Annotated in this window: 14 protein-coding genes; 4 read left to right on the plus strand and 10 right to left on the minus strand. The window is 66.0% G+C overall.

The window, feature by feature from the left end:
* Positions 1-162 precede the first annotated feature (162 nt).
* Positions 163-759 carry an LOG family protein gene (locus ACYQOP_RS03140; protein WP_461221106.1) on the plus strand — a complete coding sequence of 199 codons (597 nt, stop codon included), beginning with the start codon at positions 163-165 and terminating at the stop codon, positions 757-759.
* Positions 760-816: 57 nt separating this feature from the next.
* Here the strand turns inward: ACYQOP_RS03140 and ACYQOP_RS03145 are convergent, their stop codons facing one another.
* The 5 genes from ACYQOP_RS03145 to dctP form a co-directional block, all read right to left on the minus strand.
* Entirely contained in the window at positions 817-1,134 is a 318-nt protein-coding gene (locus ACYQOP_RS03145) for a BrnA antitoxin family protein (protein ID WP_461221107.1), read from the minus strand.
* Positions 1,131-1,406 (minus strand): BrnT family toxin, encoded by a 276-nt coding sequence (locus ACYQOP_RS03150; RefSeq protein WP_461221109.1) that lies wholly within the window; start codon positions 1,404-1,406, stop codon positions 1,131-1,133. Before ACYQOP_RS03150 ends, ACYQOP_RS03145 begins: the two co-directional genes overlap by 4 nt.
* 134 nt (positions 1,407-1,540) lie before the next feature.
* Complete coding sequence (locus ACYQOP_RS03155) at positions 1,541-2,893, minus strand: TRAP transporter large permease (protein ID WP_056423642.1); 1,353 nt, start codon at positions 2,891-2,893, stop codon at positions 1,541-1,543.
* Positions 2,890-3,534 (minus strand): TRAP transporter small permease subunit, encoded by a 645-nt coding sequence (locus tag ACYQOP_RS03160; protein WP_207410042.1) that lies wholly within the window; start codon positions 3,532-3,534, stop codon positions 2,890-2,892. Before ACYQOP_RS03160 ends, ACYQOP_RS03155 begins: the two co-directional genes overlap by 4 nt.
* Positions 3,531-4,550: a TRAP transporter substrate-binding protein DctP gene (gene dctP / locus ACYQOP_RS03165; RefSeq protein WP_461221111.1), complete on the minus strand. Its 1,020-nt coding sequence runs from the start codon at positions 4,548-4,550 to the stop codon at positions 3,531-3,533. The genes ACYQOP_RS03160 and dctP overlap by 4 nt, the downstream gene beginning before the upstream one ends.
* A gap of 166 nt (positions 4,551-4,716) precedes the next feature.
* Between dctP and ACYQOP_RS03170 the strand changes: the two genes are divergently transcribed.
* A complete protein-coding gene (locus tag ACYQOP_RS03170) occupies positions 4,717-5,373 on the plus strand; it encodes a GntR family transcriptional regulator (RefSeq protein WP_056423636.1) in 657 nt (218 codons plus the stop codon).
* A gap of 128 nt (positions 5,374-5,501) precedes the next feature.
* Positions 5,502-7,178 (plus strand): methyl-accepting chemotaxis protein, encoded by a 1,677-nt coding sequence (locus ACYQOP_RS03175; RefSeq protein ID WP_461221112.1) that lies wholly within the window; start codon positions 5,502-5,504, stop codon positions 7,176-7,178.
* A gap of 105 nt (positions 7,179-7,283) precedes the next feature.
* Here the strand turns inward: ACYQOP_RS03175 and ACYQOP_RS03180 are convergent, their stop codons facing one another.
* The 3 genes from ACYQOP_RS03180 to ACYQOP_RS03190 form a co-directional block, all read right to left on the minus strand.
* Positions 7,284-7,958 carry a GntR family transcriptional regulator gene (locus ACYQOP_RS03180; RefSeq protein ID WP_207410388.1) on the minus strand — a complete coding sequence of 225 codons (675 nt, stop codon included), beginning with the start codon at positions 7,956-7,958 and terminating at the stop codon, positions 7,284-7,286.
* A gap of 143 nt (positions 7,959-8,101) precedes the next feature.
* A complete protein-coding gene (gene zwf, locus ACYQOP_RS03185) occupies positions 8,102-9,580 on the minus strand; it encodes a glucose-6-phosphate dehydrogenase (protein ID WP_056423632.1) in 1,479 nt (492 codons plus the stop codon).
* 168 nt (positions 9,581-9,748) lie between these two features.
* Positions 9,749-10,579, minus strand: coding sequence for an SDR family NAD(P)-dependent oxidoreductase (locus ACYQOP_RS03190; RefSeq protein ID WP_461221113.1), 831 nt, complete (start codon positions 10,577-10,579; stop codon positions 9,749-9,751).
* A gap of 144 nt (positions 10,580-10,723) precedes the next feature.
* Between ACYQOP_RS03190 and ACYQOP_RS03195 the strand changes: the two genes are divergently transcribed.
* Complete coding sequence (locus tag ACYQOP_RS03195) at positions 10,724-12,250, plus strand: L,D-transpeptidase family protein (protein WP_461221114.1); 1,527 nt, start codon at positions 10,724-10,726, stop codon at positions 12,248-12,250.
* A gap of 5 nt (positions 12,251-12,255) precedes the next feature.
* Here ACYQOP_RS03195 and ACYQOP_RS03200 read toward each other — a convergent pair whose 3' ends face one another.
* Positions 12,256-12,630, minus strand: coding sequence for a VOC family protein (locus ACYQOP_RS03200; RefSeq protein ID WP_461221115.1), 375 nt, complete (start codon positions 12,628-12,630; stop codon positions 12,256-12,258).
* A gap of 206 nt (positions 12,631-12,836) precedes the next feature.
* On the minus strand, positions 12,837-13,199 hold the full coding sequence (locus ACYQOP_RS03205; RefSeq protein ID WP_018045358.1) for a hypothetical protein: 363 nt from the start codon (positions 13,197-13,199) through the stop codon (positions 12,837-12,839).
* Positions 13,200-13,287: the final 88 nt, after the last annotated feature.

The following is a 13,287-nucleotide window of genomic DNA, read 5'->3' on the forward strand; positions in this document are numbered from 1 at the left end:
TTCGACTCTGGCTGTCGACAAAGCGTCGATTGATGGCGACATACTAGCCGACATGATCTCAACACCAAATCGCGCTTCCCCCCGAAAGGCGGGATCATTCACGAAATCAGCAGTTTGGCCCCTGGGCGGTGCCTGTCTGCCCCTCACCGTGGGAGGCTCGGCATGGCCGCGGTGAAGAATGTCTGCGTATATTGCGGCTCGGGCTTCGGCGGCGATCCGGCCTTCGCCGAGGCCGCGGCGACGCTTGGCCGCGCCCTGGCGGATGCCGGGCTCGGCCTCGTCTATGGCGGCGGCAATGTCGGGCTGATGGGCACAGTCGCGCAGGCAGTGCTAGATGCCGGCGGCCATGTCACCGGCATCATCCCCGACTTCCTGAAATCGCGCGAGCGGATGCTCGACGACATCCAGGAGACGATCGTCGTCGGCGACATGCATACCCGCAAGCGACTGATGTTCGAGCGGTCGGACGCCTTCGTGGCGCTGCCGGGCGGCATCGGAACCCTCGAGGAACTCGTGGAACAGCTGACCTGGGCGCAGCTCGGCCGGCACAAGAAGCCGATCCTGCTACTCTCGATCGCCGATTTCTGGACGCCGCTGCTGACGCTCCTTGACCACATGCGCGACCAGGGCTTCATCCGCGAGGGGCTGGAGCTGAACTACCTCGTGGCCAAAGACGCCGCCGAGGTCATCGCCTTGCTGCGCACCGAATCGACGGAGACCTCGCCGGAGGCGGAGGCCTTCGTGACCGAGCGGTTCTGACGGCTGAGCCACGCAGGTCGGGGGCCTTGATCCAAATCGGCATTTCGGCTCGAGGTTCTAATCCTTGGCGGCTTCGCGCAGCATCGCCTGCCGCAGGATCGCATTGAGCTTGGTCTGATAGCCGCGGCCGCCGGCTTTCAGCCAAGCCAGGACGTCGGCATCGACCCGTGTGGTGAGCTGCATTTTAAGCGGTCGGTAGAACGGGTTGCGGACGGCACCCGCGAAGAAGGTCTCCGTGAGCGGTGGGATATCAGACCGGTCGATATCGTCATCCGGCAAGGCGGCCAGCGCTTCGATTTCGGCTCTCTCCGCAGCGGTGAGAGCCGGCGGATGATGAGGATTGAATTCATATCCGACGTGATCGTTCTTGCTCATAGAACCTCCGTTCCCGTCGATCCGCCACCCGGGCCGAGATGATCCGGATCGACTCCGAACCGTCCTCCTCGTCCGTGACGGTGTGCGACCGCCAGAACCAGCAATCCGTCGACGAGACCGACCGTCAACCAGCGGCGCTCACCGCCTTCGATCCGATCCTGCTCCATGAGCGCGTATGGATCGGCGAAGACGCGCGTGGCGATCGCGAAGGTGACGCGGTGCTTTCTGAGATTGCTCGCGGCTTTGACCGGGTCCCAGATGAAACGCAGCATCACCGCCTCGGTGTAACGACACTATTGTAATTACATCGAGGCGTCAGGTCGAGATGAACCAGCCTGTTCCGGACGCCGAAAGGCGGTCCGGACTGTTAGGGTCCGAACCGCCCGTCGCCGACCGCTCTGAATTCCTACCGCGTCGTCGGCAACAGCCAGTTCGGGAGCCACATGGCGATCCCGGGGACGAGGCAGAGGATCAGGATCGCCACGGCCATCAGGATCACGAAGGGCAGCGTGCCCCAGATGATGTCTTTCAGCGGGATGTCGGGGGCGATGTTCTTGATGACGAAGATGTTGAGGCCCACCGGCGGGTGGATCAGCCCCATCTCCATGGTGATGGTCATCACCACGCCGAACCAGACGAGGTCGAACCCGGCGGCCTTCAGCGGCGGCAGGATGATCGGCGCGGTCATCAGGATGATCGAGACCGGCGGCAGGAAGAAGCCGAGCAGGATCACGAGGCCGAGGATCGTCACCAACAGCACCCATTTGGACAGCTGCATCGCCACGATGGCGGCCGCCGCCGATTGGGAGATGTGCAGGTAGCTCATCACGTAGGCGTAGAGGAGCGACATGCCGATGATGAGCATCAGCATGGTCGATTCCCGCAGGGTCGCGGCTAGGATCGGATTCACGTCTTTCGGGCGCCAGACGCCGTAGATGATGGCGATGAGCCCAAGGGCCAGCAGGCCACCGAGGCCCGCCGTCTCGGAGGGCGTGGCGTAGCCGCCATAGAGCGCCACCATCACGCCGGTGAGCAGGATCACGAAGGGCAGCACGCGCGGCAGCGTCGAGAAGCGCTGGCGCATGCTGTAGGTGTCCTCGGCCAGGATGGCCGAGGCGGTGCCGTGACGCTCGTAGGCGTCTTTCGCAGCGGCGTATTCCGAGCGGAAGCGATAGACCGACCAGGCGGCGAACAGCCCGACCAGCAGCATGCCCGGCCCGATGCCGGCGAGGAACAGGCGTCCGAGCGACTGCTCGGCGGCGACCGCGTAGAGGATCATGGTGATGGAGGGCGGCAGCAGGATGCCGAGGGTACCGCCCGCCGCGATGATGCCGGCGGCGAAGCCCGGCGAGTAGCCGCGCTTCCTCATCTCCGGGATGCCCGCCGAGCCGATGGCCGAGCAGGTGGCGGGCGAGGATCCCGCCATGGCGGCGAAGAGCGCGCAGGCGAAGACGTTGGCGATGCCGAGGCCGCCCGGAATCTTGTGCATCCAGGCATGCATGGCCGAGTAGAGGTCCTGGCCCGCCCGGCTACGGCCGATGGCTGCGCCCTTCAGGATGAAGAGCGGGATCGACAGGAGGGTGATGGAGGCCATCTCCTCGTAGACGTTCTGCGCCACCGTATCGAGGGAGGCGCCGGGCATGAAGAAGAACATGAACGCCAGCGCCACGAAGCCGAGCGCGAAGGCGATGGGAATGCCGGCGAGCATCGCGCTGAGCGTGGCGCCCGCATAGAGGAAGCCGATGGCCGCGACGCTCATGGGTGGGTGCCCGTCTTGAGGGAAGGTGCATTGAGATCGGCGCCGAGGCCGACCTTCGGATTGGCCCAGCCGGCCGCGCGCGGGCCGTAGGTCAGCGCCTCGATGATCTGCAGCAGGAATTGCAGGCCGAGGAAGGTCATTCCCACCGCCATCAGCGCGTAGGGAATCCACAGGGGCGGGCCCCAGGAGGATTGCGAAACTTGGCCGTCCACCCAGGCCTCGTGCAGCAGGGTCCAGCTCTTCCAGGCGAAGAACGTGACGAACACGATGCTGATGATGTCGGCCATCAACAGGCGGGCGCGGTTCACACGGGGCGAGAGCAGACCGCTCAGGGCCTCGATCGCCACGTGGCCGCGCTTGGCCTGCACGGCGGCGGCGGAGAAGAAGGTGGCCCCCACGATGAGGAACACCGCCATCTCGTCCTGCCAGTCGGTGGGCTCGTGCAGGGCGTAGCGCACGACCACGCTGTAGCTGAGCACGAGGCAGGCACAGACCAGGGCAATGCCGCCGAGCAGCATGATCACCCGGTTGATCGCCTTCATGCCCCGGTCGAGATGCCCGAGCACACCGGGAATCCGGGGTTCGGGCGCGGCCGTGGCGGTCTCTGAAGCGGCCGAGGCCGCGTCGAAAGCGTGGCTCACGAGACCTGCTCCGCCAGCTTGAGGAGCTCGGCGCAGCTGGCCGACTTACCCGCGAAGTCCTTCCAGGCGGTCTCGCGGGCGATGTCGCGCCACTGACCGAGGGTCTTCTCGTCGAGGTTCTGAACCTTGGCCCCGGCCTTTGAGAAGATCTCCTCGACCTTGGTGTCGTCCGCCTTGGCGCCGGCCTGCCCGAAGGGTTCGAGTTCGGCGCCGATCGCCATGATGAGGTCCTGCTGGTCCTTGGGCAGGCGGTCGAACGCGATCTTCGACATCATGATCGGCTCGAGCATGAACCAGTAGGAGCGCTCGCGACCCGAGGTGAGAGACTTCGACAGTTCCTCCAGGCGGAACGAGATCAGGCTGGTGGAGGAAGTGATCACCGCATCGCAGGCGCCGGTCTGCATGGCGGCGTAGGACTCGCTCGACGGGATCGACAGGGTGGCCGCACCCGCCTGCTTCATCATCAGGTCCATCTCACGCGAGCCGCCGCGCACCTTGAGGCCCTTGGCATCCGCCGGGGCGTAGAGGGGACGCTCACGGCTGGCGACGCCACCAGATTGCCAGACCCACGACACGAGGAGGATGCCCTTCGAATCGAGGATCTCGGTGATCTTCCGGCCCACCGGCGCCTTCTTCCAGGCGATGGCCTGCTCGTAGGAACTCACCAGCGCCGGCATCAGGCCGATATTCATCTCGGCCACCTCGCCGCCCGCGTAAGGTGACGGGTAGAGCGACAGGTCCAGAGCGCCTTTGCGCATGGCACCGAACTGGGCGTTCGTCTTCATCAGGGACGAGCCCGGATAGACCTGCACCTCAAGAGCGCCCTTCGACCGCTCGGCCAACATGGCGGCGAACTTCCGGCACATGCGATCGCGGAAATCACCCTCATCGATCGTGCCGCCGGGAAACTGGTGGGAGAGCTTCAGTGTGGTGGCCGCCTGTGCCTTCAACCCCATCGACAGGATGGCGGGGGCGGCGAGGCCGGATGCGACGAGGGCGCGGCGTGTCAACGTCATGGCGTCTCTCCCATGCGGACCTTTGCGGTCTCGCTGTATTGCGGCGCAACATTTATACTGCAACGCCCATTCGATATACCAGCGAACTATGTCTTGTATATTTTGTCAACGCCCATGAATAATAGCGAATGCGAATTTCGATTGGAAACACAAGGGTGGAATCGCTATGAGCCGATCGCTCAGCCTCCGGCAGACGATCGAGACGGAGATCGTGGATGGCCGGTTGGCCCTCGGCTCCCGCCTCGATGAGACCGAGCTTGCCGAGCGCTTCGGAGTCTCGCGCACACCGATCCGTGAGGCTCTGCTGCAACTCGCGATGACCGGCCTCGTGGAGATCAAGCCGCGCCGGGGTGCCATCGTGAGCGCCCCCGATCCTGAGTTGCTCATCGCCATGTTCGAGACGATGGCAGAAATCGAGGCCTCATGCGGCCGGCTCGCCGCGCGCCGGCTGATTCCAGCCGACGAGAAGGCCCTGAAACAGGCTCTCGCAGCCTGTGCCGTAGCGGCGGCGGATGGCGACCCCGAGACCTACTACCAAGAGAACTACGTCTTCCATACGGTGATTTATCGGGCCTGCCGCAACGACTTCCTGTGCGAGCAGGCGCGGCTCCTGCACCGGCGCCTGACCCCGTTCCGCCGGATGCAGTTGCGAGCGCGCCACAGGCTCGGGCAATCCCTCGCCGAGCACGAAGCTATCGTCGCCGCCATCGTCGCCGGCGACGAGATCGCAGCGGCGGACCGACTGCGTGCCCACGTTATCGTGCAGGGTGACCGCTTTTCCGATCTGGTGGTCAATCTGCGCTCGATCAACAACGCAGCGTGAGATCGGCCTGATGACAACAGTTGATGTCTCTCATGAGGCTTTCGGGCGGGGGCAAAATAATCATTAGGGATTGCCCCCCATGGTTACGGCGCTCTTGCACAGACTCGCTCGTTACCCTGGATCGTTTCATGCGCCCCTCCATCAAGACAACGCTCATCGGCCTCTTCACCGCGCTCGCCATCATTACGACGGTGCAGGGTGTGGTTGCCTTGCGGAAGCTCGACGCCATCGGTGGCCGTATCGAATTGCTGGCCTCGAACGCGCTCCCCTCCGTCGATGCGGCCCATAGCCTGAGCGCGCTGGTCATGCGGACCCGCCTTTGGCAGTTCCGGTATCTGATGGCGGATGACGAGGCCGAGCGTGCCCTGAGCATCAAGAACGTCGGCGACATGATTCAAAACGCCGAGAAGGGCAGAGCAGCCTATCTTCCCCTCATCAGCTCGCCCTCGGAACAGGCGTTGTTCGATGATTTCTCCGCCAAATGGCAGGTCCTGCAGAAGGGTTGGAACGCCCTGCTCGAGATCGATACCAGCCAGCGCGCGTCGCTGACCGAGCGCTTTCGCGGCCCGATGAATGCCGAGTACCTCGCCGCGACCGCCGCCGCGCGCAAGCTCGTAGAGCTCAATGGGCAGGCCGGGACCGCCGCGAGCGTGGCGGCGCGCGAAGAACAGGCTGAGGCGGTCCTCACCACACGGACGATGCTCGCCATTTCCGTCGCCATGGCGCTGGCCGCCATGGCGTTCGCTCTCCTCGGCGTGTCGCGTCCCATCGAGCGGATCACGGCGGCGATGCGCCGGCTGGCCTCCGGCGAGACCGATGTGGCGATCCCCGGTATCGGGCGGACCGACGAGATCGGCGCGATGGCCGGCACCCTCGACACGTTCCGGGACAATCTGGTGCGGACCCGTATCCTGGAAGCCGAAACCGCGCAGGCCCGTGCCGATTCAGAGACCCAGCGCAAGATCGCCGCCCTCGCATTGGCCGATGGTTTCGAGAATGCGGTCGGCGATATCCTGACCCGCGTCTCGGCGGCGGCGACCCAGTTGCGCGCGACCTCACAGAGCATGTCGGGCACGGCGACGCAGACCGCGCAGCAATCGGTCTCCGTGGCGGCAGCGGCGGAGCAGGCGGGCACCAACGTCACCATGGTGGCGGCGGCGGCCGAGGAGCTCGGCTCGTCCGTCATGGAGATCGGCCGTCAGGTCGATGGCTCCACTAGCTTGGCTCACCGTGCGGTGGAGGATGCGACGCGGACAGGTGCGCAGATGAAGGATCTGAGCGATGCGGCCGCAAAGATCGGCGACGTCGTCGCGATGATCGCCACCATCGCGGGCCAGACCAACCTCCTCGCGTTGAACGCCACCATCGAGGCCGCGCGCGCCGGTGAGGCGGGCCGGGGCTTCGCCGTCGTGGCGGCGGAGGTCAAGGAACTCGCCAACCAGACCGCGCGGGCGACAGACGAGATCGGCAGCCAGATCAGCCGGATCCAGGGCTCCACCGGTCAAGCCGTCACGGCCATCGAGACCATCACGGCCCGCATCCGCGAGATCAGCACCGTTGCGACGTCGATCGCTGCGGCAGTCGAGGAGCAGGGTGCGGCGACGCAGGAAATCGTGCGCAACATCAACCAGGCCGCGGAGGGGACCGGCGAGGTGACGACCACCATCGCGAGCGTGGCGGGGGCCGCCGAGGAGACGGGCGCCGCAGCCTCCCAGGTCCTAGCTTCGGCCTCCGAGCTCTCACGCGAATCGGAGCATCTCAACGCGGAAGTGGCTCAGTTCCTCGCAACGATCCGCGCGGCCTGAGCAGCACCGCCCAACGTCGTTACGCCACGGCGTCCCGGGGCCCGGATAGCGGAGCTTCGGGATTGCCGATCACGGAATGCCGGGGTGATACCAAGTCCCGGTCCTTCACTCGCCGGCGCCGAAATTCTCGGCGATGACCGGGGTCTTCGAGCGGATATGGTCACGCATGACCGTGGCCAGCGCCTCGCCATCACGGGCGTGGAGCAGCGCGATCATCCGCTCATGCTCGGAGACGGCCCGGCTCCATTGCTCGGCGGTTTGGTGGACAGCGTAGCGCGATCGCTGAATGCGGCCGGACAGGCTCGCATAGATGGTGCCCAGCACCGAGTTGCGGCTGGCCGCCATGATCGCCTCGTGGATCGCGCGGTTGAGCCGGAAATACGTGGCTTCCTCGCCGTCCTTCCAGGCCCTGACCATGTCGTGATGGTCCTGCTCGATGGCGGCGATCTCGTCGTCGCCGATCGTGCGGCAGGCGAGATCGGCGGCCGTCGCCTCGAGTCCGGCGATGACCTCGATCATCTCCTCGATTTCGGCCTGAGACAGGCTGGCCACCCGGGCGCCCCGGTTCGGCAGCAATTCGAGCAGCCCCTCGGTGGCGAGGATCTTGATCGCTTCGCGAAGCGGTGTGCGCGAGATGCCGAACCGCTCGGTAAGCTCGCTTTCATTCACCCGCGCGCGCGGTTCGAGCTCTCCCGACTGAATCAGATCCCGCATCCGGTCCACGACTTCGTCATGGAGGTAGCGACGATTGATCCCGATCGCCGAGTCGAGCTTTTCCATGGGGGCGTAGGTCTTGATGTTGGAGGGGCGATACTCTCCAGACGTGTAGGCGTCGGGCAACGGCCTGTCGAGGGAGTGCCCGATTAGTTGTTTTTATTAGCCTCACACAAATAACTTCTCTCCTGTGTGCAGCCTCCCTCCGGTCAGTGCACCTCCTCGTGCCAGGTCCGTCCATCCCGCTCGATCAGGGCGATGGCAGCGGTTGGCCCCCAGCTTCCGGCCGGATAGGCGCGGGGCGGCTCGGGCCTGTCGGCCCAGGCCTTCAGCAGCGAATCGGCCCAGGCCCAGGCCACCTCCACCTCGTCGCGGCGCATGAACAGGGTGGCGTTGCCGCGCACCACGTCCATCAAGAGGCGCTCGTAGGCATCGGGATAGCGCTGCTTGAAGGTCTCTTCGAACGAGATGTCGAGGTTGGTGGGGCGCAGCCGCATGCCGCCCGGACCGGGGTCCTTCGTCATCACTTCGAGCTTGATCCCTTCCTCAGGCTGGAGCCGGATGACGAGACGGTTGGGCTCGCGCCCGAACGATTCGGCCGGGAAGATCGAGAAGGGAGAGGCGCGGAACTGCACCACGATTTCGGAGAGCTTCTGGGGCAGGCGCTTGCCCGTGCGGATGTAGAACGGCACGCCGGCCCAGCGCCAGGACTGCACCTCCAGCTTCAGAGCGACGAAGGTCTCCGTACGGCTCTCCGTCTCACCGCCGAGATCGGCGCGGTAACCCTGGACCGGCTTGCCGTCCACTGCGCCGGCCGCGTACTGGCCGCGCACGGTGACGGACTGGACATCGTGGGGCGTAATCGGCTTCAGCGCACGCAGCACTTTCAGCTTCTCGTCCCGTACCGAATTGGCATCGAGTGTGAGCGGGCTCTCCATCGCCATCAGGCAGAGAAGCTGGAGCAGGTGGTTCTGCACCATGTCGCGCAACGCGCCCGACGTGTCGTAATAGCCGGCCCGGCCCTCGACACCCACCGTCTCGCCCACGGTGATCTGCACGTGATCGATGACGTCCGCCGTCCAGAGACGTTCGAAAATCGTGTTGGCGAAGCGCAGGGCCAATAGGTTCTGCACCGTCTCCTTGCCGAGGTAATGATCGATGCGGAAGATCTGCTCTTCGGGGAAGACCTCGCCGACCGCGTCATTGATCGCGCGGGCGGACTTCAGATCCTTGCCGATCGGCTTTTCCAGCACGACCCGCGATTTCTCGCCGATGAGCCCGTGGACCGACAGGTTACGGCAGATGGAGCCGTAGAGGTCGGGCGAAGTGGCGAGATAATAGGGCCGGACCTGGTCCGGCCGCTCCGCGAGCTTGGCGGCGAGATCCTCCCAGCCGTCGTCGCCGGCCCCGTCCACGGCCACGTAATCGAGGTGATCGAGGAAGGCGCCGAGCTTGTCCTCGACGAGATCTCGGGCCGGGACGAAGCGCTTGAGCGCATCGCGTGCGCGCTCGCGAAAGGCATCGGCGCTCATCTCCGAGCGCGATGCGCCGATGATGCGGCTGGTGCCGGGGATCTGGCCGTCCTTGTAGCGGTAGTACAGGGCCGGCAACAGCTTGCGCGTGGTCAGATCGCCGGTGGCGCCGAACACGACGCAATCGAAGGAAGCGACTGGGATGATGGTGGCCAAAGGGCGGCTCCCGTTCTGATATCCCCGATGACGGGGCTGTTGCCGTGGATCGCGTTCGTGAGGACCGACATCCGTCCCGTACCATGCAAGGCACCCGCCATAGCCGGGACCAAGCGCACGCCCAAGCTTCAACAGGCCAATCGGCCGATAAAAGGGCCGAGCCCCCGCTCAGCCCATATGGCGCTTGAAGGCATCCGCGTAATCGGGGTGCCAGCGCGAGAGAGCGGGCCGGTTCTCGATCACATCGCCCGCCGCCCAGGCGATGCGACGTTCATCCTGGGCGCGGGTGGTCTCGTTGTCGGGGCAGAGGATGTAGAAGTCCCCGTGCCCCATCGCTTCGATCATGAACTCCACCGTCTGCTCCGGTGTCCAGGCGCCGTCGGGCTTCTCGGCCACGCCCCGCGCCCTGGTGAGGCCGGTATAGACGAAGCCTGGAATCAGGAGATGCACGCTGACCTTGGCCCCGTCGCGCCCGCGCAGGTCGTGAGCCAGGGCCTCGGCGACCACTTTCACGCCCGCCTTCGAGACATTGTAGGGCGTGTTGCCCGGCGGCGTGGTGATCCCCTGTTTCGAGCCGGTGACGATGATCGCGCCGGGTGCGCTCGCCTCGGCCATGGCGGGCGCAAAGGCCTGGATACCGTTGACGACGCCCCAGAGGTTGGTGTCGAGGATGCGCCGCCACGTCGCCTCGTCCGAGAAGTGGCGGCCGCCCGCTTCGATGCCGGCATTGAGCATGACGATGGCGGGTGGCCCGCCCGCCGCCTCGCGCAAGGCCTCCACGTCCTCGCGCCGGCCGACATCGGTGGGGCACGCCACAACCTGCGCGCCCGTCGCCGCAATCTCCGCACGCGCCGTCTCCAGCGTCTCGCCGGGCAGGTCGGCGAGGACGATCCTCATGCCCGAGGCGGCGAACCGCTTGGCGGCGGCGAGGCCGATGCCGCTCGCGGCCCCCGTCACGACGGCCGTGCCGCCACTCCGGATCGCGGGATGATGAATCATGGCCTGACCTCCTCGACGTTTCGGATTGGGCTGGAGGTAGGGCGAGGCGTCCCGATTTGTCAGGGCCTGCGGATGGGAATGGGTGGGAACTTGGTAACCATCCGGCCCGCATGATCCGGACCTCTCTGCTCACGAGGGTTGCCTGTGTCGTCGCGTTGCGTCGTGTTCCCGTCGATCCTGCGTGCCGGCCTGTCGCCGCTCGCGCTGATGCTGTGCCTCACAGGAGTTCGAGCCGAACCGGCTCCATCCCTTCCGGAGGCCCCGCCCGCCACCGCCAAGCCAGCTCCCAGGGCCGAGCCCAGCCCGAAAACCGACGCGGCCCCGAAATCCGCACAAACATCGGGGAACGCGGCCCCGCAATCCGCCCCGCTGGCTCAGGGAGCGGAGCCGGCTCCGGCGGCGCCGAAGAAATCCCGGGAACTCCCTCCCCTCGTGGTGGCGCGGGTCTCCGACGATCCGGTGCCGACGCTTGCCCCCTCGACCTTCCTCGACACGTTCCGCATGGCGGAGCGCTATCAGGCCATCGTCGATGCCGGCGGCTGGGGTACGCTGCCCGCCGATCTGACGATCAAGCCGGGTGGCCGCGACCCGAACATCCCTGCACTCCGACAGCACCTCGTGCTCACCGGGGACCTGCCGGCCGGCGTGCCGAGTTCGGACTTGCTCGACCCCGTCCTCGTTTCGGCGGTCAAGGCGTTCCAGGCCCGCCACGGCCTGCCCGAGACCGGCATGATCGGCCGCCAGACAGTGACCGCCCTCAACGTGCCGGCGGCGACCCGCCAGCGCCAGCTCTCGGCCTCGGCCGCGCGGCAAATCGGCTCCAACTTTCCCTATGGCGACCGTTACGTGGTGGTGAACATTCCCTCCGCCGCCGTGGAGGCGGTGGAGAATGGCGTCGTCGTGCGCCGCTACGTGGCCGTGGTCGGCAAGCCCGACAAGGCGACGCCGCGGATCGAGGCGCGCATCACCGACGTGAACCTCAACCCGACATGGACCCTGCCGGTCTCCATCATCAAGAAGGAGATCATCCCCAAGATGCGGGAGGATCCGGGCTATCTCGCCCGCGAGCGGATCCGCATCCTCGGCCCTGGCGGCGTCGAGGTCGATCCGACGACGATCGACTGGGCGGGCGAGAAGGCGGCGAATTACACGCTTCGCCAGGATTCGGGCCTCGATAATTCCCTCGGTCAGGTCCGCATCGACATGCCGAACAAGCAGGCGGTCTACATGCACGACACGCCGTCGAAATCGCTGTTCGCACGGGAGGTACGGTTCCACTCGCATGGCTGCGTGCGGGTGGCTCAGGTGAAGGAACTGGCGGGCTGGCTGCTGGAGGGTACGCCCGGCCCCAACGGCCCCGGCTCGACCTGGGGACCGATGGAGATCGAGGCCAACATCGCCACCAACGAGCGGGTCGACATCAAGCTGCCGAAACAGATCCCGGTGACCTTCGTGTATCTCACCGGCTACGCCACGCCGGATGGTCGCGCCCATTTCCGCGACGACATCTACGGCATCGATTCGCCGGCGGTACCGATGCGGGATGCGGTCATCACGGGCTCCATCACGCCGAAGAAGACGGCGCCGGTGGCACCCGCCAAGGCCATGGGCGACGCGCCGGTCCCGCCCGGCAGGATACCCGCCAAGGCGGCGCGACCGGCCGCGAACTGATCGGATCAGCCGCGCTGCAGCAGCTCGATCCGAACCCCGTCCGGCCCATTGAGGAAGGCGGTGCGAAGCCCGGGGCGGACATCGGTGATGTCGATGACGAAGGCGACGCCGCGACGCTTCAGATCGGCGACCGTGCCGTCGAGGTCGTCGACCGCCAGGCCGATATGCTCGATGCCCCGGTTAGGCGGCGTGGCAGAAGGGCCGGCTTCCGGTGCATGCTCGATGAACAGGGTGAGCCCACCGAGGTCGAGGACGACGCGGGTCACGGTGGCGCCGCCGTCACGGGTGAGCTCGCGGGCGCCGAAGGTCTCCACGTAGAAACCAGCCGCCGTCACGGCGTCCTGACTGCGAAGATGGAGGTGTTCGAAGCGGAAAGTCATGCGGTCCTCGCTCTGTGCCGGGACTCGTCGCAGGCATCGAGCCCACGCCGTGTTCGAGACCTTGCCCGATCCCGGCAGATGCCCCAGTGGATCAGGGATAGCTCGCAGAAGCCGCCGTCAACAGCTGGCAGGGGAGATCGCGATACAAGGCCCCGCCCGTGTCCGGGCGAGGCGATCGGCGTGAGATGATCCTGCGGGATCAGGCCTTAGGAATCGAGGCCGGCATCCTCGTCGATATCCACGAGGAACACGATGTCGGCGTCGTCTTCGCCGTCCTCGTCTTCGTCCTCATCGGGCTCTTCGGCGCTCTTGGCATGACGCATGTCGGGCTCGAACGGAGCGTCTTCCTCCGAATCGTCCTCGGCCAGAGCATCCTCGAAGATTTCGATCTCATCCTCAGTGGCGGGGCGGATCTTGAGCTCGGACGTGCCGTTCCACAGCACCTTGCCGTCGCTCTTCATCGCCTGGATGTCTTCCTTGAAGCCGTCGCAGGTGAACAGGTCGCGAGCGGTTTCCTCGGTCCCGTTGATGACCGCGATGGCCACGCCATCGATATCGAGAGTGAACATCGCACAATCCTCGTTCTGGGCGCGCCGGAAGGCGGCCGCGTCGGTGTGGGAATCGTCAGCCCGACAGCCGCTCGTGTAGGGGCGAACG

It is taken from the genome of Methylobacterium sp. CM6247, assembly GCF_054817925.1.